22 protein-coding genes are annotated in these 20318 nt (G+C 67.1%); 21 read left to right on the top strand and 1 reads right to left on the bottom strand.

Annotated features, from left to right (window positions below):
* The first annotated feature begins 131 nt into the window (after positions 1-131).
* The 3 genes from blaL2 (at position 132) to AC5P68_RS01035 (ending at position 3038) form a co-directional block, all read left to right on the top strand.
* Positions 132-1043: a L2 family extended-spectrum class A beta-lactamase gene (blaL2, locus tag AC5P68_RS01045; protein WP_231522011.1), complete on the top strand. Its 912-nt coding sequence runs from the start codon at positions 132-134 to the stop codon at positions 1041-1043.
* 85 nt (positions 1044-1128) lie between these two features.
* Positions 1129-2343 carry a cation:proton antiporter gene (locus AC5P68_RS01040; protein ID WP_005410765.1) on the top strand — a complete coding sequence of 405 codons (1215 nt, stop codon included), beginning with the start codon at positions 1129-1131 and terminating at the stop codon, positions 2341-2343.
* Positions 2344-2396: 53 nt separating this feature from the next.
* The gene (locus AC5P68_RS01035; protein ID WP_033832988.1) at positions 2397-3038 is read left to right on the top strand and encodes a hypothetical protein; all 642 of its coding nucleotides are present in this window, start codon (positions 2397-2399) and stop codon (positions 3036-3038) included.
* 49 nt (positions 3039-3087) lie between these two features.
* Here the strand turns inward: AC5P68_RS01035 and AC5P68_RS01030 are convergent, their stop codons facing one another.
* Positions 3088-3825 carry a DUF3011 domain-containing protein gene (locus AC5P68_RS01030; RefSeq protein ID WP_033832987.1) on the bottom strand — a complete coding sequence of 246 codons (738 nt, stop codon included), beginning with the start codon at positions 3823-3825 and terminating at the stop codon, positions 3088-3090.
* 158 nt (positions 3826-3983) lie between these two features.
* Here AC5P68_RS01030 and aspS point away from each other — a divergent pair, with 158 nt between their 5' ends.
* The 18 genes from aspS to queC all read left to right on the top strand — a co-directional run bounded on the left by aspS (position 3984) and on the right by queC (position 20180).
* Positions 3984-5735: an aspartate--tRNA ligase gene (gene aspS, locus AC5P68_RS01025; protein WP_005410762.1), complete on the top strand. Its 1752-nt coding sequence runs from the start codon at positions 3984-3986 to the stop codon at positions 5733-5735.
* 16 nt (positions 5736-5751) lie between these two features.
* Positions 5752-6069 (top strand): hypothetical protein, encoded by a 318-nt coding sequence (locus tag AC5P68_RS01020; protein ID WP_005410761.1) that lies wholly within the window; start codon positions 5752-5754, stop codon positions 6067-6069.
* A gap of 31 nt (positions 6070-6100) precedes the next feature.
* On the top strand, positions 6101-6622 hold the full coding sequence (locus AC5P68_RS01015) for a GNAT family N-acetyltransferase (protein ID WP_005410760.1): 522 nt from the start codon (positions 6101-6103) through the stop codon (positions 6620-6622).
* 75 nt (positions 6623-6697) lie between these two features.
* Complete coding sequence (locus AC5P68_RS01010; protein WP_005410759.1) at positions 6698-7330, top strand: esterase/lipase family protein; 633 nt, start codon at positions 6698-6700, stop codon at positions 7328-7330.
* A 184-nt stretch (positions 7331-7514) separates the two neighbouring features.
* Entirely contained in the window at positions 7515-8246 is a 732-nt protein-coding gene (locus AC5P68_RS01005; protein WP_005414277.1) for a YebC/PmpR family DNA-binding transcriptional regulator, read from the top strand.
* A gap of 105 nt (positions 8247-8351) precedes the next feature.
* Entirely contained in the window at positions 8352-8873 is a 522-nt protein-coding gene (gene ruvC, locus AC5P68_RS01000) for a crossover junction endodeoxyribonuclease RuvC (RefSeq protein ID WP_005410757.1), read from the top strand.
* 13 nt (positions 8874-8886) lie between these two features.
* The gene (gene ruvA / locus AC5P68_RS00995; RefSeq protein ID WP_005410756.1) at positions 8887-9480 is read left to right on the top strand and encodes a Holliday junction branch migration protein RuvA; all 594 of its coding nucleotides are present in this window, start codon (positions 8887-8889) and stop codon (positions 9478-9480) included.
* A gap of 49 nt (positions 9481-9529) precedes the next feature.
* Entirely contained in the window at positions 9530-11449 is a 1920-nt protein-coding gene (locus AC5P68_RS00990; protein WP_005410755.1) for a potassium transporter Kup, read from the top strand.
* Positions 11450-11838: 389 nt separating this feature from the next.
* Positions 11839-12879, top strand: coding sequence for a Holliday junction branch migration DNA helicase RuvB (ruvB, locus tag AC5P68_RS00985; protein ID WP_005410754.1), 1041 nt, complete (start codon positions 11839-11841; stop codon positions 12877-12879).
* Positions 12869-13300, top strand: coding sequence for a tol-pal system-associated acyl-CoA thioesterase (ybgC, locus tag AC5P68_RS00980; RefSeq protein WP_099604826.1), 432 nt, complete (start codon positions 12869-12871; stop codon positions 13298-13300). Before ruvB ends, ybgC begins: the two co-directional genes overlap by 11 nt.
* 10 nt (positions 13301-13310) lie before the next feature.
* Entirely contained in the window at positions 13311-14090 is a 780-nt protein-coding gene (gene tolQ / locus AC5P68_RS00975; RefSeq protein ID WP_005410752.1) for a protein TolQ, read from the top strand.
* A 24-nt stretch (positions 14091-14114) separates the two neighbouring features.
* Entirely contained in the window at positions 14115-14543 is a 429-nt protein-coding gene (gene tolR, locus AC5P68_RS00970; RefSeq protein WP_005410751.1) for a protein TolR, read from the top strand.
* Positions 14533-15588, top strand: coding sequence for a cell envelope integrity protein TolA (gene tolA, locus AC5P68_RS00965; RefSeq protein ID WP_049404665.1), 1056 nt, complete (start codon positions 14533-14535; stop codon positions 15586-15588). Before tolR ends, tolA begins: the two co-directional genes overlap by 11 nt.
* A 282-nt stretch (positions 15589-15870) precedes the next feature.
* Complete coding sequence (gene tolB, locus AC5P68_RS00960; protein ID WP_005410749.1) at positions 15871-17190, top strand: Tol-Pal system beta propeller repeat protein TolB; 1320 nt, start codon at positions 15871-15873, stop codon at positions 17188-17190.
* Between the two features lie 64 nt (positions 17191-17254).
* The gene (pal, locus tag AC5P68_RS00955) at positions 17255-17773 is read left to right on the top strand and encodes a peptidoglycan-associated lipoprotein Pal (RefSeq protein WP_005410748.1); all 519 of its coding nucleotides are present in this window, start codon (positions 17255-17257) and stop codon (positions 17771-17773) included.
* A 3-nt stretch (positions 17774-17776) separates the two neighbouring features.
* Positions 17777-18595, top strand: coding sequence for a tol-pal system protein YbgF (gene ybgF, locus AC5P68_RS00950; protein ID WP_005414274.1), 819 nt, complete (start codon positions 17777-17779; stop codon positions 18593-18595).
* A gap of 139 nt (positions 18596-18734) precedes the next feature.
* Positions 18735-19436 (top strand): 7-carboxy-7-deazaguanine synthase QueE, encoded by a 702-nt coding sequence (gene queE, locus AC5P68_RS00945; protein ID WP_231522010.1) that lies wholly within the window; start codon positions 18735-18737, stop codon positions 19434-19436.
* A 78-nt stretch (positions 19437-19514) separates the two neighbouring features.
* Positions 19515-20180 carry a 7-cyano-7-deazaguanine synthase QueC gene (gene queC / locus AC5P68_RS00940; RefSeq protein WP_049404669.1) on the top strand — a complete coding sequence of 222 codons (666 nt, stop codon included), beginning with the start codon at positions 19515-19517 and terminating at the stop codon, positions 20178-20180.
* Positions 20181-20318: the final 138 nt, after the last annotated feature.

Raw genomic sequence — 20318 nt, 5'->3', positions numbered from 1 at the left:
CGAAACATTTCGGAAAATTAAGGGGTTGAACGCGTCAGGCATTAGTTGAACTAATGTCTCTCGCAGATTTTTTGCGCTGGTCGCCCCCGATCTAGGCTTCAATAATCGAGCGGTCCCCCAGGAGAACCCGCATGCTCGCCCGTCGCCGATTCCTGCAGTTCAGTGGTGCCGCCGTGGCTTCCTCGCTTGCCTTGCCGCTGCTGGCACGTGCAGCGGGCAAGGCCACCGCCAACGCACCCACCGATGCCGCCATCACCGCCGCCAGTGATTTCGCCGCGCTGGAAAAGGCCTGCGCCGGACGCCTCGGCGTGACCCTGCTGGACACTGCCAGCGGTCGCCGCATCGGTCATCGCCAGGACGAGCGCTTCCCGATGTGCAGCACCTTCAAGAGCATGCTGGCGGCCACCGCGCTCAGCCAGGCCGAACGCATGCCGGCATTGCTGGACAGGCGCGTGCCGGTGGGCGAGGCCGATCTGCTCTCGCATGCACCGGTCACCCGCCGCCACGCCGGCAAGGACATGACCGTGCGCGACCTGTGCCGTGCCACGATCATCACCAGCGACAACACCGCCGCCAACCTGCTGTTCGGCGTGGTCGGTGGCCCGCCCGCAGTGACCGCGTTCCTGCGCGCCAGCGGCGACACGGTGAGCCGCAGTGACCGGCTGGAGCCGGAGCTGAACAGCTTTGCCAAGGGCGATCCACGCGATACCACCACGCCGGCGGCGATGGCCGCGACCCTGCAGCGCGTGGTGTTGGGCGAGGTACTGCAACCGGCTTCGCGGCAGCAGCTGGCCGACTGGCTGATCGACAACGAAACCGGCGACGCCTGCCTGCGCGCGGGCCTGGGCAAGCGCTGGCGCGTGGGTGACAAGACCGGCAGCAATGGTGAAGACGCGCGCAACGACATCGCCGTGCTGTGGCCCGTAGCCGGGGGCGCCCCGTGGGTGTTGACGGCTTATCTGCAGGCAGGTGCGATCAGCTACGAGCAACGCGCTAGCGTGCTGGCACAGGTGGGGCGGATTGCCGACCGGTTGATCGGATGAGGTAACCGGGGTCATTCAAACGTGGCTTGCCGGATCGGTTCGGCGCGCGCATCCTGCGCGCGTTCGAACCACACGGAAGTCCCCCATGAGCCATGAACTGATCTACCTGCTGCTGATCTTCGCGCTGCTGGTGATCCCGCGCGCGCTGCAGCGTTTCAGCCTGCCCGCGCCGCTGACCTGCCTGCTGTTCGGCATCATCGGCATGCTCTGGCTGGGCGACCAGGCCCACGATGCGGTGATCGGCCTGCTGGCCACGCTGGGCATTTCCTCGCTGTTCCTGTTCGCCGGCCTGGAAGTGGACCTGCAGGCGCTGCGCCGTGGCATGTGGCCGCTGCTGGCGCACCTGGTGATCCGTACCGGCACGCTGTTCGGCGTGGGCTGGCTGGCCTGGCGCTATGCGGGGCTGCCGTGGCAGGCCGCCGGGCTGCTGGCGCTGGCGCTGCTGACGCCGTCCACGGGCTTCATCATGGACTCGCTGTCGCGGCTGGGCCTCAGCGAAGACGAGCGGTTCTGGGTGACCAGCAAGGCCATCGCCGGTGAACTGCTGGCGCTGGCGGCGTTGTTCATCGTGCTGCAGGCCGGTGACCCAGGGCACATGGCGTTGTCCAGCCTGGCACTGCTGGCGATGATGATCGGCCTGCCGCTGCTGTTCATCGCGCTGGGCCGCTGGGTGGCACCGCACGCGCCGGGCTCGGAATTCTCGCTGCTGGTGATGGTCGGCATGGTGGCGGCCTACATCACCTACCTGCTGGGCGTGTACTACCTGGTTGGCGCGTTCATCGCCGGCCTGGTCGCGCGCCTGCTGCACCAGCGCATGCCGCTGCTGGCCTCGCACGAGAACCTGCACGCGCTGCGCCTGTTCGCCTCGTTCTTCGTGCCGTTCTACTTCTTCAACGCCGGCACCAAGGTGCCCGCCGAAGCGCTGAGCTTCGAGGCGCTGGGGCTGGGCATCGTGATCACCCTGGTGGTGCTGCCGCTGCGCATCGGCGTGGTCTGGCTGCAGCGCCGGGTGATGTTCGGCGAGAGCTTCCGCAGCAGCCTGCGGGTCTCGCTGGCGCTGGCACCGACGCTGATCTTCACCCTGGTGCTGGCGGCGATCATGCGTGAGCGCTTCCAGATTCCGGCGGTGCTGTTCGGTGCGCTGCTGCTGTACGCGGCGCTGACCACGCTGTTGCCGTCGCTGGTGTTCCGTACACCGTTTGACGTTGATCCGGTGGAGCAGGAGCCGGCCGGCGAGGGCGAGGCCGCACCGGTGGCGGCGACCGAAGCACTGCCGGCAGCACCGTCTGCCGAGCGCTGAGCGGGACTGGCGCGCGGTTTGCGCCCATCGTCCATGGCCGTTAGGGTTGGGGCATGAGACCGATTGCCGTTGCCACTACCGCCGCCCTCCTGCTCAGCCTCGCTGCGTGCACGCAGCGCTCCGATACGGTCGCCCATGACCTGGCGACCGCACCGGCCGATGCGTTCATGGCCGCCATCGCCGCACATTGCGGCCAGGCCTACGTCGGCAAGGTGGTGGAGGACACGCCTGCACCGACCGCCAAGGATCCGTTCGCCGGGCAGCGCCTGGTCATGCATGTGCGCGGCTGCGCCGACCCGGCGCATGAGCTGCGCATTCCGTTCCATGTCGGTGATGACCACTCGCGGACCTGGGTGCTGACCCGCACGCCGAACGGGCTGCGCCTGAAACACGACCATCGCCACGAAGACGGCAGCCCCGACGCAATCACCCTGTACGGTGGCGACAGCACGCCGCCGGGCACCGCCGAGCGCCAGCAGTTCCCTGCCGATGCCGATTCGGTGGCGATGTTCCGCCGTGCCGACATGCTGGCTTCCACGCACAACACCTGGGCGATGGAGATCGATCCGGACCAGACGTTCGTCTACGAACTGACGCGCCCGGACGGCCGCCGCTTCCGCGTGCAGTTCGACCTGAGCAAGCCGGTCGACCTGCCACCGCCACCGTGGGGCGACGACATAGCACCCGCGCCGTGATCCCGGGGTCGGATCCCTCCTGCGGAGGGCTCTGACCCCGACCCTGCACTCATCGCGTGCCGAAGCGCGCCCGGCAGCCGTTGCTCACCCACACCTGACCACGCGAGTAACCCCAGCTGCGGCCTTCCTGGCAGGCGCTGCCCGACAGCTGCTGCTGCAGCACCGGCCGGCCCTGGCGCTCATCCCAGTCGCAGGTCTGCGAGCGGTTGTTGTTGCTGCTGCAGGTGACGGAATAGTTGCTGTTGCCACCGCCCCAGCCGCCACCGCCCCAGCCGCGGGCCTCGGCGAATTCGGCGCGGCAGCCATTGCTGACCCATACCGCGCCGTTGCGCACACCCCAGGTACGGCCCTCGTCGCAAGGGCTGCCGGACAACTGGCGGACCAGGCGGGCATTGCGCCAGCCGACCGGGCAGCTGCGCTCGCGGTTGTTCTGGCTTTCGCAGCGGATGGTCTCGCCGGGCCGACCGTTGTTGCCTCCCCAGCCACCGCCATTGCCGCCGCTCCAGCCACCACGGGCCTCGACGAACTCGGCGCGGCAACCATTGGTGACCCAGATGCTGCCATTGCGGCTGCCCCAGGAGCGCCCTTCCTCGCAGGGGCTGCCAGACAACTGGCGGACCAGCTGCGCGCCGCGCCAGCCGGTGTTGCAGACCCGTTCGCGGTTGCTCTGGCTTTCGCAGCGGATCACCCCGTTCTGCGCAGAGGCGGACGGGGCGGGCAGGGCAAGGGTGCCCAGCGCACCCAGGCTGAGGGTCACGGCCAGGCTGGCCAGGGACAGCGGTTTCATGGCGGCATCCCATACGGTGGCAGGTGCCCGACTATAGGGAGGGGGACGATCAAGCCGGTGTGACTGGCCGGATTTGCCCCAGCCGGGGCCTCGGCCGCAGAATACGAGGCTTTCCGGCCCCCACCCAGTGCCGGCGTTCTCCAGCGGAGCTTCCCCCCATGCGTACCCACTTCTGCGGCCTGGTCGACGAGACCCTGATTGGCCAGACTGTCACCCTCGCCGGCTGGACCGACGTGGCCCGTAACCAGGGCGGCGTCTGCTTCATCGATCTCCGCGATCATGAAGGCATCGTGCAGGTGACGGTGGAGGTCGACAATGCCGAAGTGTTTGCGGTGGCCGCGTCGCTGGGCTACGAGGATGTGCTGCAGGTGGAAGGCGTCGTGCGTGCCCGCCACGCGGTGAACGACAAGATGCGCACCGGCAAGGTGGAAGTGATCGCCACCGCCATCACCGTGCTGAACAAGGCTGCGCCGCTGCCGTTCCACGCCCATGAGAACCCGGGCGAGGAAACCCGCCTGAAGTACCGCTACCTGGACCTGCGCCGCCCGGAAATGCAGCGCATGCAGCGCACCCGCATCAAGCTGGTGCAGGCGCTGCGCCGCCACCTGGACGAAAAGGGCTTCCAGGACATCGAAACCCCTATCCTGACCAAGGCCACCCCGGAAGGCGCACGCGACTTCCTGGTGCCGGCGCGCATGCACCCAGGCGAGTTCTACGCACTGCCGCAGAGCCCGCAGCTGTTCAAGCAGATCCTGATGGTGGCCGGCTTCGACCGCTACTACCAGATCGCGCGCTGCTTCCGCGACGAGGCCCTGCGTGCCGATCGCCAGCTGGAGTTCACCCAGCTGGACATGGAATTCGCCTTCGTCCGCGAGCGCGACGTGCAGGATTTCGTCGAGGACATGATCCGCGCCATCTTCAAGGAAGTGGTGGACGTGCAGCTGGATGCCAGCTTCCCGCGCATGACCTGGGCCGAGGCCATGCGCCGCTACGGCTCGGACAAGCCGGACCTGCGCATCGCGCTGGAGCTGGTGGACGTGGCCGAACTGGTCAAGGACAGCGAGTTCCCGGTGTTCACCGGCCCGGCCAATGATGCCGAAGGCCGCGTTGCTGCGCTGCGCATCCCGGGCGGTGCGTCGCTGTCGCGCAAGCAGATCGACGAATACGCCGCGCATGCCGCCAAGTACGGCGCCAAGGGCCTGGCCTACATCAAGATCGCCGACAACGGCGAAATCAGCTCACCGATCCAGAAGTTCTTCAGCGAGGAATCCTTCGCCGCGCTGGTGGCCCACGTCGGCGCCGGCAACGGCGACATCGTGTTCTTCGGCGCCGGTGGCTACAACAAGGTCTCCGACTTCATGGGCGCGCTGCGGCTGAAGGCCGGCAAGGACTTCGGCCTGGTCGCCGACGGCTGGGCGCCGCTGTGGGTCACCGACTTCCCGATGTTCGAGTGGGACGAGGAAGAACAGCGCTACGTCGCCCTGCATCACCCCTTCACCGCACCGGCCGTGGACGACATCGCCGACCTGCGCGCCAATGCCCGTACCGCCGTTTCGCGCGGCTACGACATGGTGCTCAACGGCAATGAGATCGGCGGCGGTTCGATCCGTATCCACCGTCCGGACATGCAGAGCGCGGTGTTCGAGCTGCTGGGCATCGGTGCCGAAGAAGCCCGTGCCAAGTTCGGCTTCCTGCTCGACGCGCTGAACTACGGCGCGCCGCCGCACGGTGGCATCGCCTTCGGCATCGACCGCATCGCCGCGCTGATGGCCGGCACCGAGTCGATCCGCGACGTCATCCCGTTCCCGAAGACCACGGGTGCACAGGATCTGATGACCGACGCGCCGTCGCCGATCGTCGACGCGCAGCTGGCCGAAGTACACATCCAGGTTCGCCCCAAGACCAACTGATCAGGAGATCCAGGCAATGACCGAGTTTGCGTTTTCGCTGGAGTGGGAAAAGCTGGGCAATGAAGGCTCCGAGGCCAACCTGGTCACCGAGCGTGCACGCGTGTTCGGCGGTTGGCTGGTCCGCGTCGGTACCAACCCGGCCGCGATGGCCCTGACCTTCGTCGCCGACGGTGAAGGCCGTTGGGATGGAGAAGACTTCGGCGTCGAGGATTACGAGGACGACGAAGAGGAAGAGTACGACGAGGACGAGGAAGGCGAAGAAGACGAGGACGAAGAGGAATACGAGGAAGAGGACGAGGAAGACGAAGAAGCGGAATCGTCGGAAAAGGCTTGACCGCCCCTTCGCGCTGACGTCAACTTCCTGCATGTATTCCATCCGCCGCGCCACCGTGGACGACGCGCCGACCCTGTCGGCGCTGGCCGCCCGCACGTTCACCGAAACCTTCGGCCATCTGTATCCGCCGCAGGACCTGCAGGCCTTCCTTGAGGAGGCCTACACGGTCGAGCGCCAGCGCGTGATCCTGGCCCACCCGGATTACGCGGTGTGGCTGCTGGAGCTGGACGGGGAGGCGGTCGGCCATGCCGCCGCCGGCCCCTGTGGCCTGCCGCACCCGGACGTGAAGCCCGGTGACGGCGAACTCAAGCGCCTGTACCTGATCAAGACGCAGCAAAGCTGCGGCTGGGGCAGCCGCCTGCTGGAAACCGCGCTGGCCTGGCTGGAACACGAGGGCCCGCGCACCCTGTGGTTGGGCGTGTGGTCGGAGAACTTCGGCGCACAGCGCTTCTACGCCCGCTACGGGTTCGAGAAGGCCGGCGAATACCTGTTCCCGGTGGGCGACACGAACGATCTCGAATTCATCCTGCGCCGCGCACCGCGCGCGGCCTGATGTTCACTGCCGCTTGCTGCGCGCGCGTGTTCAATCACCGTACGTTCCTGCCCCGCTGACCGCCAGGCTGTTTGCATGACTCCCCCCGTATTGCTGCTGCATGGCATCTGGAATGCCCGCGCCTGGGTCGGGCCGCTGGCCTGGCGCCTGCGCGCGCGCGGCTTCCAGGTGCACGCGTTTGGTTATTCCTCGGTGTTCGGTGGGCCGGACGTGGCCGTACCGCAGCTGCTGGAGCGGCTGGCCGACGCCGGCCCACTGAGTTTGGTCGGCCACAGCCTGGGCGGGCTGCTGGCGCTGGAAGCGCTGCGGCGCAATCCGCAGCTGCCGGTGCAGCGCGTGGTCTGCCTGGGTTCACCGCTGCGCGGCAGTGGCACCGCGCGCTCGTTGTCCGATCATGGTTGGGGGCTGGCGCTGGGGCGCAGCAGCGAGCTGCTGCTGGACGGCCTGCCGGACTGGCAGGGCAAGGCCGAGGTCGGGCTGATCGCCGGTTCGGTGCCGCATGGTCTGGGCAGCCTGCTGGGCGCGATGGACGACGCCTCCGATGGCACTGTGGCCCTGGCCGAAACCCGCCTGCCGGGCCTGACCGATCATTGCGTGGTGCGCACCAGCCACAGCGGCCTCGTGGTGTCGCCGGATGCCGCGCGGCAGACCGCGCATTTCCTGCGCCACGGCCAGTTCGACCACAGCCGCGACGCCGCCGCCGCGTAATCTGGTAGGGGCGACCGCCCTGGCTCGGTGGGTGCGGACCGTCCTGCCTTGGTGGATGCGAACCGTTGGTTCGCACGCGCTTCGCCGGGCCATGCGCGACGGCATCTCCGCCCTAGACACGGTTGCCGCCCCCGATCAGGTAGAATCCGCGCCTTGATCCTGAAGCAGCCAGACGGTAGCACCCATGGGTAGAGGCCCCTCCATCGAAGCCCGCAAGAACGCGTCCGACGCGAAGCGCGGCAAGATTTTCACCAAGATCATCCGCGAGATCGGCGTTGCCGCGCGCGGCGGTGGAGGCGACCCCAACAACAACCCGCGCCTGCGCGTGGCGGTGGACAAGGGCCTGGCCGTGAACATGTCCAAGGACGTGATCGAGCGCGCCATCAAGAAGGCCACCGGTGAACTGGAAGGCGTCGACTACGAGGAAATCCGCTACGAAGGCTACGCCCCGGGTGGCGTGGCCGTGATCGTCGACTGCCTGACCGACAACCGCGTGCGCACCGTGGCCGATGTCCGCCATGCGTTCAGCAAGTGCGGCGGCAACATGGGCACCGAAGGCTCGGTGGCCTTCATGTTCAAGCGCCTGGGCGTGCTCAGCTTCGCCCCGGGTGCCGACGAGGAAGCCATCACCGAGGCGGCCATCGAGGCCGGCGCTGATGACATCGTGGTCTATCCGGACGATGGCTCGATCGATGTGGTCACCAGCCCTGACGCGTTCAGCGCAGTCAAGGACGCGATGACCGCCGCTGGCCATGTCGCCGACCACGCCGAGATCACCTTCCGCGCCGACAACGACATCAAGGTCGAGGGCGAGGTCGCCCTGCAGGTCAAGAAGCTGCTGGACATGCTGGAAGACCTGGACGACGTGCAGGACGTGTATTCCAACGCCGAACTCGGCGCCGACGCCTACGCCTGAGCCGTCTTCGACGGCCTGGGCGCGGGCCGTTGAACGGTCACCGCGGACAGTCATGAGCCCATACGCCTGCCAGCGCATTCCGTTCCGCCCCGCCAGGAGTGCAGCATGACCCGCATCCTCGGCATCGACCCCGGTTCGCAGCGGACCGGGGTCGGCATCATTGATGTCGATGCCACCGGACGCGTCAGCTACGTGCACCACCAGCCGCTGGTGCTGCTGGGCGCTGACGACTTCCCGCAGCGCATGAAGCTGCTGGTGCTGGGCCTGGCCGACCTGTGCCGCGAGTATGAGCCGCAGGAAGTGGCCATCGAACGCGTGTTCATGGCCCGCAACCCCGATTCGGCATTGAAGCTGGGCCAGGCCCGTGGCGCGGCGATCTCGGCGGTGGTGCTGCGCGACCTGCCGGTGCACGAATATGCTGCCAGCGAGATCAAGCTGGCGGTTGTCGGGCGCGGTGGCGCCGAAAAGCAACAGGTTCAACACATGGTCGGGCTCATGCTCAACCTGAAAATCAAGCTGCAGGCCGACGCGGCCGACGCGTTGGCGGTGGCGATCACCCATGCCCACGTAAGGGCGACGGCCAACCGCCTGGGGCTCAGTGCCCGCCAGGCATGGGGCCGCAAATGAGGAGCTGCACGCAATGATCGGTCGACTGCGCGGCATCGTCGCCTACAAGGCGCCGCCGTGGCTGGTGGTGGACGTGAACGGAGTGGGCTACGAACTGGAGGCGCCGATGAGCACCTTCTACGACCTGCCCGAGCTCGGCCGCGAGGTCACCCTGTATACCCACTACTCGCAGAAGGAAGACAGCGTCTCGCTGTACGGCTTCCTGCGCGAGGGCGAGCGGCGCCTGTTCCGCGACGTGCAGAAGGTCAGCGGCATCGGCGCGAAGATCGCGCTGGCCGTGCTGTCCGGCGTCACCGTCGAGGAGTTCGCGCGCATGGTCCAGGCCGGTGACATCACCGCGCTGACCCGCATTCCGGGCATCGGCAAGAAGACCGCCGAGCGCATGGTGCTGGAGCTGCGTGACCGCGCGGCCCAGTTCGGTGCCGGCGGCGCGCTGCCCACCGGCAGTGGCCCGGCCCCGGCCGACCCGCTGTCCGATGCCACCGTGGCGCTGCAGCAGCTGGGCTACAAGCCGGCTGAAGCCGCCCGCATGGCCCGGGACGCCTTCAATGAAGGCGACGAAGTGGCCACCGTGATCCGCAAGGCGCTGCAGTCGGCGCTGCGTTGATCCGCCTTCCTTTCCTTCAACAAACCGCCTGAGCTTCGCCAGGAGTCCCATGTCCAGCAGTCAAACCCCGCACGCAGCCGCCCCCGGCGGCCATGGCCACGCCCCCTCCGCTGGAGGACTGGCGCTGGTCATCGGTGCGATCGGCGTGGTCTTCGGCGATATCGGTACCAGCCCGCTGTACACCCTGAAGGAGGCGTTCTCGCCGCACTACGGGCTCAACAGCGACCACGATACCGTGCTGGGCGTGCTGTCGCTGGCGTTCTGGGCGCTGAACCTGGTGGTGACGCTGAAGTACGTCACCATCATCATGCGCGCCGACAATGATGGCGAGGGCGGCATCATGGCGCTGATGGCGTTGACCCAGCGCACGCTGCGCAATGGCTCGCGCTCGGCTTATGTAGTGGGCATCCTCGGCATCTTCGGCGCCTCGCTGTTCTTCGGCGACGGCGTGATCACCCCGGCCATGTCCGTGCTCAGTGCGGTCGAAGGCCTGGAGGTGGCCGCGCCCGGACTGCATGTCTTCATCGTGCCGGTCACCCTGGTGGTGCTGCTGGCAGTGTTCGCCGCGCAACGCTTCGGTACCGAGAAGATCGGCAAGGCGTTCGGCCCGATCATGGCGATCTGGTTCGTATCGCTGGCGGCGATCGGCATCTACAACATTGTCGATGCGCCCGAGGTGCTGAAGGCCTTCAACCCATGGTGGGGCATCCGCTTCTTCATGGAGCACGGCTGGCACGGCATCTTCATTCTCGGTGCAGTGGTGCTGGCGGTGACCGGCGGCGAAGCGCTGTATGCGGACATGGGCCACTTCGGCCTGCGACCGATCCGCCACGCCTGGTACTTCTTCGTGCTGCCGTGCCTGGTGCTGAACTACCTGGGGCAGGGCGCACTGGTGCTCAACCACCCCGAGGCCCTGAAGAACCCGTTCTTCGAGGCGGTGCCCTCGTGGGCGCTGTACCCGATGATCATCCTGGCCACCATGGCGGCGGTGATCGCCTCGCAGTCGGTCATCACCGGCGCGTTCTCGGTCTCGCGCCAAGCCATGCAGCTGGGCTATATCCCGCGCATGCGCATCAAGCACACCTCGCACGACACCATCGGCCAGATCTACATCCCGGGCATCAACTGGGGCATCGCGGTGATGGTGTTCGGCCTGGTGCTGGCGTTCCGCAGCTCGTCCAACCTGGCCGTGGCCTACGGCATCTCGGTGTCGGCCACGATGCTGATCGACACCCTGCTGCTGGCCGTGGTGGCACGTTCGCTGTGGCCGAAGTCGCGTGGCTGGCTGCTGCCGCTGTGCGTGGTGTTCTTCATCATCGACCTCGGCTTTGTCATCGCCAACGGCGCCAAGCTGCTGCAGGGCGCCTGGTTCCCGGTGGTGCTGGGCATCTTCCTGTTCACCATGATGCGCACCTGGCGGCGTGGCCGCGAGCTGCTGCGTGATGAGATCCGCAAGGACGGCATCCGCCTGGACACCTTCCTGCCGGGCCTGATGCTGGCACCGCCGGTACGCGTGCCGGGCACCGCGGTGTTCCTCACCGCCGACCCGACCGTGGCCCCGCACGCGCTGATGCACAACCTCAAGCACAACAAGGTGCTGCACGAGCGCAACGTGTTCCTGCACGTGGAAACCCTGCCCATTCCCTATGCGATGGAAGGGCAGCGGCTGAAGATCGAGTCGGTGGGCGACGAGTTCTACCGGGTCTATGTGCGCTTCGGTTTCATGGAAACCCCGGACGTGCCGCTGGCGCTGATGCGCTCGTGTGACCACGGTGGCATCTACTTCGACCCGATGGACACCACCTTCTTCGCCAGCCGCGAAACCATTGTGGCCACCGCCAACCGCGGCATGCCGATCTGGCGCGACAAGCTGTTCGCGCTGATGCACCGGAATGCCGCGCCCGCGACCGGCTTCTTCCGGATTCCGGGCAACCGCCTGGTGGAACTCGGCGCGCAGGTGGAGATCTGACCGCGCGGGGTCGGATCCCTTTTCCGCAGGAAAAGGGCTCTGACCCCATGTCTTGAGCCATCCACACATCCATCCACGCATGGCGTGGATCTACCGTGTCGACCAAGGTCGACACCCACCAAGAGTAGGCAGAGCAGGCCACGCCATCCAGGCAGATCGCAGAAACCTGTCGAAGGCGGGGTGGGTCCGGTTGCGGGGGCGTGAGCCGCATGGATGCGGCGACCGAGCTTACATGGACGTACTTGCAGCGTCCCCCGCAAGCGGACCCACCCCGCCATTCCCCAGGAAGCCCGCTTCGGCTGTTGCTCTGGATGTTGCCGTTGCTGTTGCCTCTGCGGGTGCCGGGCGCAGCCCGGCCGAAACCCGTACTTTTGCCGCATAATCAGCACATGACCGACGACCGCATCATCGGCGCCGGCGCCACCCGCGAGGATGACGCCGCCGACGCCAGCATCCGCCCCAAGCGCCTTGCCGACTACCTCGGCCAGGTGCCGGTGCGCGAGCAGATGGAAATCTACATCCAGGCGGCCAAGGGGCGTGGCGACGCGCTCGACCACGTACTGATCTTCGGGCCGCCGGGCCTGGGCAAGACCACCCTCAGCCATGTCATTGCCAACGAACTGGGCGTGGCCCTGCGGGTGACCTCCGGCCCGGTGATCGAAAAGGCCGGCGACCTGGCTGCGCTGCTGACCAACCTGCAGCCGCACGACGTGCTGTTCATCGACGAGATCCATCGCCTGTCGCCGGTGGTCGAGGAAGTGCTGTACCCGGCGATGGAAGATTTCCAGATCGACATCATGATCGGCGAGGGCCCCGCCGCCCGCTCGATCAAGATCGACCTGCCGCCGTTCACCCTGATCGGCGCCACCACCCGCGCCGGCCTGCTGACCGCGCCGCTGCGCGACCGCTTCGGCATCGTCCAGCGCCTGGAGTTCTACAGCGTCGAGGAACTGACCCGTATCGTGCGCCGCTCCGCCAGCATCCTCGGCATCGACTGCACCGCCGATGGGGCAGGGGAGATCGCGCGCCGCGCGCGTGGTACCCCGCGTATCGCCAACCGCCTGCTCCGACGCGTGCGCGACTATGCGCAGGTCAAGGCCGGTGGCCACATCGACGAGCCCGTGGCCCAGGCCGCGATGAAGATGCTCAAGGTCGACCCGGAAGGCTTCGACGAGCTTGACCGGCGCCTGCTCAAGACCATGGTCGACTACTTCGATGGTGGCCCGGTCGGCATCGAATCGCTGGCCGCGGCGCTGTCCGAAGAGCGTGGCACGCTGGAAGACGTGGTCGAGCCGTACCTGATCCAGCAGGGCTTCCTGGTGCGTACCGCGCGTGGCCGCATGGCCACCCACAAGGCCTACCGGCACATGGGTCTGAAGCCGAAGAACCCGCCGCAGGACCTGTTCGCGGAGGTTCCCGATGTCGGTTGAGCCACTATTCAGTTGGCCGACACGCATTTACTGGGAAGATACCGACGCTGGCGGCGTGGTCTACCACGCCCGCTACGTGGCCTTCATGGAACGGGCCCGGACCGAATGGATGCGTGCGCTGGGCTACGGCCAGGAGCGCATGCGCGCCGAGCACGGGATGATCTTCGCGGTGCGCTCGATGCAGATGGATTTCATCAGGCCGGCACGGCTGGATGACACCCTGCAGGTGAGCGCCCGTTTGGTCCAGCTGAAGAAGGCCAGCATGGTCTTCGACCAGCAGATCCTGCGCGACGGCGAATTGCTGCTGTCGGCCCAGGTCCGCATCGCCGCACTGGACGCGGCCAGTTTCCGCCCGCGTGGCATGGACGAGGCCGTCCTTGCCGTGCTGCAACCCCACCTCCACCCCGAATCCGAACACTGAGGAACAACGGATGATCGCAACGCTCCTGGCCCTGCAGGCCACGGTCACCGAGGCACTGCCGGCCGACGTCAGCAACGCCGCGACACAGACCCTTGCCCAGGCCACCACCGGCGGCGGCATCAACTACCTCGAACTGATGGCCAAGGCCAGCCTGCCGGTGAAGATCATCGTGCTGTTGCTGCTGGTCGGCTCGTTCGTCAGCTGGGTGATCATTTTCCGCAAGGCCCGCGTGTTCAAGCAGGCCACCCGCGAAGCCGACGAGTTCGAGAACCGCTTCTGGTCCGGCGCGGACCTGGGCAAGCTGTACAGCGCGGCCACCGACCGCAGCCGCAGCGTGACCGGCCTGGAAGCCATCTTCGAAGCAGGGTTCCGCGAATATACCCGCCTGCGTGACAAGCGCCGCCTGGATGGCCGCGCACAGCTGGAAGGCGCGCAGCGCGCGATGCGCACCACCTATACCCGCGAAGTGGACCAGCTCGAGCGCAACCTGGAACTGCTGGCCAACATCGGTTCGACCGCGCCGTACGTGGGCCTGGTCGGCACCGTGTTCGGCATCATGGTGACCATGCACGACATGATCAGCAGTGGGGCGCAGGCCGGTATCGCCGCCGTCGCGCCGGGCATTTCCGAAGCCCTGTTCGCTACCGCCATCGGCCTGTTCGTGGCGATCCCGGCGGTGTGGGCCTACAACCGCTTCACAACGCGCGTTGAGCGCATGTCGGTGCGGTTCGAGACCTTTGCCGAAGAGTTCAGCTCCATCCTGCAGCGCCAGAGCGCTGGCGACGAGTAAGCGCCTGACCCGGGAGTCCAAGCCATGTCCGCTGCCATCGGTCGCCGCAAGCGCCGCAAGCTGAAATCGGAAATCAACGTCGTTCCCTACATCGACGTCATGCTGGTGCTGCTGATCATCTTCATGGTCACCGCGCCGCTGCTCACCCTGAGCTTCGACGTCGACCTGCCGCAGTCCAACGCCAAGGCGCTGGAGAGCAAGCAGGACCCGGTGATCGTCTCGGTGCGCCAGGACGGCCAGCTCAGCCTGAAGCTGCCCGATGCCAAGGAACCGACCGCCGTGTCGGCCGAGGAACTGGAAGGCCGCCTGGCCGGCATCGCCGCCCAGGACAAGGGCGTGCGCGTGATCGTCGCCGCCGACCGTGCCGTGGCCTATGAAAAGGTCATCGCTGCGATGGATGTGATCAAGCGCGCCAAGGTAGACAAGGTAGGCCTGGCCACCGATGCACGCTGACGTCCTGCCACCCCCGCATCAGCGCGAACCCGGCTGGGGCCTGCCCCTGGCATTGGCGTTGCTGGTACACCTGCTGGTCGCGCTGGTCTTCATCGTGGCCTGGTTCTGGTCGCCCGAGCGCAACACCGACGCCGCCGCCGGCGATCCGTCGGTCGAGGCCAGCCTGGCGCTGTCTGCGTCGGAGGCCTCCGCTGCGCGCCAGGCCCTGCGCCAGTCGGAAAAGCTGGAAGACCTGCCGCCGCCGGTGGCCGAGCCCATCCCGGTGCCGGAAGACACCATTCCGCCGCCGCAGCCGATCCCGGAACCGCGCCCACAGGACGCCCCCACGCCGCAGCAGCAACAGGCGCAGGAGCGTGTCGCGCAGCCGGATACCAAGGACCAGGAAGCGGTGAGTGCGCTGGCCATCTCCCAGGAGAAGGCCAAGCAGGAACAGGAAGCCAAGCGCCGCCAGGAACAGATCGACCTGACCGAACGCAAGCGCCAGGAAGAAGCCGAGCAGAAGCTGCGCCTGGCCAAGCAGCAGGAAGCGGACGAGAAGAAGAAGCAGGCCGAGCAGGAGCGCGTGGCCGCTGACAAGGCCGAGGCCGAAAAGCAGAAGAAGATCGCCGAGATCCGTGCCCGCCGCGAGCAGGCCGAGAAGGAAGCCAAGCTGGCCGAGCAGAAGCTGCGCCAGGTGGCCGCCGCGCGCAATGCCGCCGGCAGTGCCGCTGCCGGTTCCAGTGGTGCCTCGCAGCCGGCCGCCGGTGGCGGTGGCAACAGCGACGACCTTTCGGCCAAGTACGCAGCCGCCATCCAGGCCAAGGTGCTGTCGCAGTGGGTGCGCCCGGATACGGTGCCGCTGGGCCAGCGCTGCCAGATCACCATCACCCAGATTCCGGGTGGCACGGTGATGCAGGCCAAGGTCAGCCCGAACTGCCCGTACGACGAGGCCGGCAAGCGTTCGATCGAGGCCGCGGTACTCAACGCGCAGCCGCTGCCGTACCGCGGCTTCGAGTCGGTGTTCGCACGCACGCTCAACTTCACCTTCACCGCCCAGGATCGCTGATGCGGGCAGGGCAGGGTGGCTCTCCGCTGCCCGCGTCCACGGATGTCGCGCTTGCCTCTGGCAGGCCAGGTCTCGACCGGGCAGGCTGTGGGCTGCTGTCGGACACCGCCCCGCAGGGCGGCGTGACGGGGAGACGGGCGCGATGTTAGCCACGACGTTAACGGTGCGTGAGAGGACGGGCTGGAACTGACCCGGAATTCACGTACCCTTGGTTCATGATTGCGAAGCGGTTCACTGCCGCTTTGTTATCCCTCGTTCCGGTTTCCCCCTATTGAGCGCTCCATGAAAAAGATGCCTCGCTGGCTTGCCGTGTTTGCGGCCCTGTTGCTGCCCTTTGCTGCCGTCGCGCAGCAGAAGGGGCTGGATATCGACATCATCGGCGGCAATGCTTCCGCGCTGCCGATCACCATCGTGCCGATGCCTTACCAGGGGTCGTCGGCTGCACCGCAGACCGACGTCGCCGGCGTGGTCCGTGCCGACCTGGAGCGCTCGGGCCAGTTCCGTACGCTGCCCGAAGCGCAGATCGTCGAGAAGCCGGTGCGCGGCGGCGACATCCAGTTCGCCACCTGGCGCGCGCTGAAGCAGAACTACATCGTGGTCGGCCGCGTGCTCGACGCCGGTGCCGGCGCCTACCGCGTCGAGTACGAACTGTTCGACGTACCCAAGGGCGAGCGCCTGCTGGGCCTGGCGATGACCGCCCGTGGCAACGCCATGCGCGATGTTGCCCACCAGATGGCCGACGCCATCTACGAAAAGATCACCGGCGTGCGCGGCGCCTTCTGGACCCGCATCGCCTACGTGACCGCCAGCGGCAAGGGCGACGCCATGCGCTACGCGCTGATGGTGGCTGACTCCGATGGCTTCAATCCGCAGACCATCGTGCGTTCGGCCGAGCCGCTGCTGTCGCCGTCGTGGAGCCCGGATGGCAGCAAGCTGGCCTACGTCAGCTTCGAGCGTGGCAATTCGGCCATCTACATCCAGAACATCGGTACCGGCGCGCGTGAGCTCGTCACCAGCTTCCGCGGCATCAACAGCGCCCCGGCGTTCTCGCCGGACGGCCGCAAGCTGGCCCTGACCCTGTCGCGTTCGGGCAACCCGGAAATCTACGTGATGGACCTGGGCAGCAAGCAGCTGACCCAGCTGACCAACCACTTCGCCATCGATACCGAGCCGACCTGGGCGCCGGACGGCAGCGCGGTGTACTTCACCTCCGACCGCGGCGGCCGTCCGCAGGTCTACAAGGTCGGCGCGGGCGGCGGCAGCGCCGAGCGCGTGACCTTCCAGGGCAACTACAATGCCAAGCCCTCGGTGTCCTACGACGGCAAGAAGATCGCCGTCGCCCAGGGCTCGGGCAACAGCTACAAGATCGCGGTGATGGACAGCTCGCTGGGTTCGCCTCGCTGGAGCACGCTGTCCCCGGGCTCGCTGGATGAATCGCCGAGCTTTGCGCCCAACGCGAGCATGGTGTTGTACGCCGCCCGCGAAGGTGGCCGTGGTGTGTTGTATGCCGTCTCGGCCGATGCGCGGGTTCGCCAGCGCCTGGTCCTGGCCGATGGTGATGTGCGCGAGCCGGCATGGTCCCCATACCGTACCCAGCGCTAAAAGAGTGTTAATATTTTCGTTGTCTTGAACCCCTCATCGGCCTAGGAGCCACAAAGGTATCGCCATGAACAAGTCCACCCGCGTTCTGCTTGTTTCCCTGCTGTCTGTGGCCGTCCTGGCCGGTTGCTCGAAGAAGGTGAAGGAAGAGCCGGCAGCCCCGGTCGACACCGGCACCTCGACCACCACCCCGACCGGTCCGTCGACCTCGGGCCTGTACGGCCCGGGCGACCTGGATACCGACGCTTGCCTGCGCCAGCGCGTTGTCTACTTCGACCTGGACAAGGAAGACGTGAAGCCGGAATTCCAGGCCATCATGGCGTGCCACGCCAAGTACCTGCGTGACCGTCCGTCCTCGCGCATCACCTTGCAGGGTCACACCGACGAGCGCGGTTCGCGCGCGTACAACCAGGCCCTGGGTGAGCGTCGTGGCAACGGCGTCAACTCGGCCCTGCAGGCCAACGGTGGCTCGGCTTCGCAGCTGACCGTCGTTTCCTACGGTGAAGAGCGTCCGGTCTGCACCGAGTCGAACGAGTCCTGCTGGTCGCAGAACCGTCGCGTCGAAATCGTCTACACCGCGCAGTAATCCATGCGCATTGGCATCAAACTGATGCTGGTCGTTGCGGCAGCCCTCGTGGCTGCCGCACCGGCGCATGCACAGCGACAGAGCCTGGCTGACCGTGTCGGCGCGCTCGAGCAGCAGATGTACAACAACAGTGCCAACCAGGACCTGTTGAACCAGATCAACCAGCTGCGGCAGCAGGTCACCAGCCTGCAGGCCTCGATCGAGCAGTTGCAGCACGACAACGCCCAGCTCAAGCAGTCCGCCCAGGACCAGTATCTGGATCTGGACAGCCGCCTGAACCGGTTGGAAGGGGGCAATGCGGCCCCGGCCCTGCCGCCCGTTCCGGCGAGCGCGCCGAAGGCCGCACCGGCCCCGGCAAAACCCGCAGCGGCGGCCACTTCCGAGCGGCCGCCTTCCGTCCATGGTGATGCCGGCAGCCTTGCCGCCACCGGCGACGAGCGCACCTCCTACAACGTCGCCTTCGATTCGCTGAAGGCCGGCAAGTACGATGATTCGGCGCAGCTGTTCCTGAGCTTCCTGCAGCTGTACCCGAACGGCGTCTACGCGCCGAACGCGCTGTACTGGCTGGGCGAGAGCTACTACGCCACCCGCAATTTCCCGATGGCCGAGACCCAGTTCCGTGAACTGCTCGCGCGCTATCCGACCCACGACAAGGCCGCTGGCGGCCTGCTCAAGGTTGGCCTCTCGCAGTATGGCGAGGGCAAGGTCGACCAGGCCCAGCAGACGCTGGAGAGCGTCGTGGCGCAGTACCCGGGCTCGGACGCCGCGCGCACCGCCCAGGATCGGCTGCAGTCCATCCGCCTCGGCAAGCAGATCCGTTGATCCGCTGACCGGGCGTACAATGCGTACCCTGGCGCCGGGCTGATTTCCGGCAGCCTCCTGTAGAGCCGAGCCCATGCTCGGCTGCTTTCGTTTCCGGCGCCGATAAATCGGTCGCCCGTCCCATGAAGAATTGTTTGCCATGACCGCCGCTACTCCGTCCAACGCCGTCGCCACCCCCAGCGACATCGTGCAGTCGCCGCTGCCGCGCCTGAAGATCACCGAGATCTTCACCTCGCTGCAGGGCGAAGCCGATACCGCCGGCTGGCCGACCGTGTTCGTGCGCCTGACCGGCTGCCCGCTGCGCTGCCAGTACTGCGATACGGCCTATGCCTTCCATGGCGGCACCTGGTGGGACATCGACGACATCGTGGCCGAGGTGCTGGCCCAGGGCGTGCGCCACGTCTGCGTGACCGGCGGCGAGCCGCTGGCGCAGAAACGCTGCCTGGTGCTGCTGCAGAAGCTGTGCGACGCCGGCATGGACGTCTCGCTGGAAACCTCCGGCGCGCTGGACGTCAGCGCGGTCGATTCGCGCGTATCGCGTGTGGTCGACATCAAGACCCCCGGTTCGGCCGAAGTGGCGCGCAACCGCTGGGAAAACCTGCCGCTGCTGACCGCACGCGACCAGATCAAGTTCGTCATCTGCAGCCGCGAGGACTACGACTGGGCCAAGGCCCTGGTCGCCGAGCACGAGCTGGTGAAGCGCTGCACCGTGTTCTTCTCGCCCAGCAAGGGCGAGGTCACCGCGCGGCAGCTGGCCGACTGGATCGTCGAAGACCGCCTGCCGGTGCGCTTCCAGATGCAGTTGCATAAAATCCTGTGGAACGACGAGCCGGGCCGATGAGCCCGCGCGGCGTTCCCTGATGTAGCTCCGGCGCGGGACAGCGTGCTGGCTTTCCCCTCCCAACCGGATGTTTTACCCATGAAGAAGGCAGTCGTGCTTCTCTCCGGCGGCATGGATTCAGCCGCCGTCATCGCCATGGCCCAGGAACAGGGCTTTGCCGTGCATGCCCTGAGCGTGCGCTATGGCCAGCGCCATACCTCCGAACTGGATGCCGCCGCCCGCGTGGCCAAGGCCCAGGGCGTGGTCGCGCACAAGACCGTGGACGTGGACCTGCGCAGCATCGGTGGCTCGGCGCTCACCGATGACATCGACGTGCCCGAGGCCGGCGGTGCCGGCATTCCGGTCACCTACGTACCGGCGCGCAACACCATCATGCTGTCGCTGGCCCTCGGCTGGGCCGAAGTGCTCGGCGCCAACGACATCTTCTGCGGCGTCAACGCCGTGGATTATTCCGGCTATCCGGACTGCCGCCCCGAGTTCGTGGCCGCGTTCCAGGCGCTGGCCAACCTGGCCACCAAGTCGGGCGTGGAAGGTGCGGGCATCAGGGTGCATGCCCCACTGCAGTTCCTCAGCAAGGGCCAGATCGTCAGCGAAGGCGTGCGCCTGGGCGTGGACTTCGGCCTGACCGTGTCCTGCTACAACGCCGACGCCAACGGCGCCGCCTGCGGCCACTGTGATGCCTGCCGCCTGCGCGCGCAGGGCTTCGCCGAAGCCGGCGTGCCCGACCCGACGCTGTACGCCTGATCGCCGCTGGTAGTGCCGGCCGCTGGCCGGCTTCCCTGATGGGTGTGAATTCCCAGATGGTGGGGGCGAACTGCTCCTCGGTGGGTGCGAACCTTCGTTCGCACTCCCTGACCCGCCGGGGAGGTCTGACTCGGGTGT

This window comes from Stenotrophomonas sp. YJH_SMC_58 (assembly GCF_059369635.1).
The sequence above is the reverse complement of the archived record's forward strand: the minus strand, read 5'-3'. Positions and strand labels throughout refer to the sequence as shown.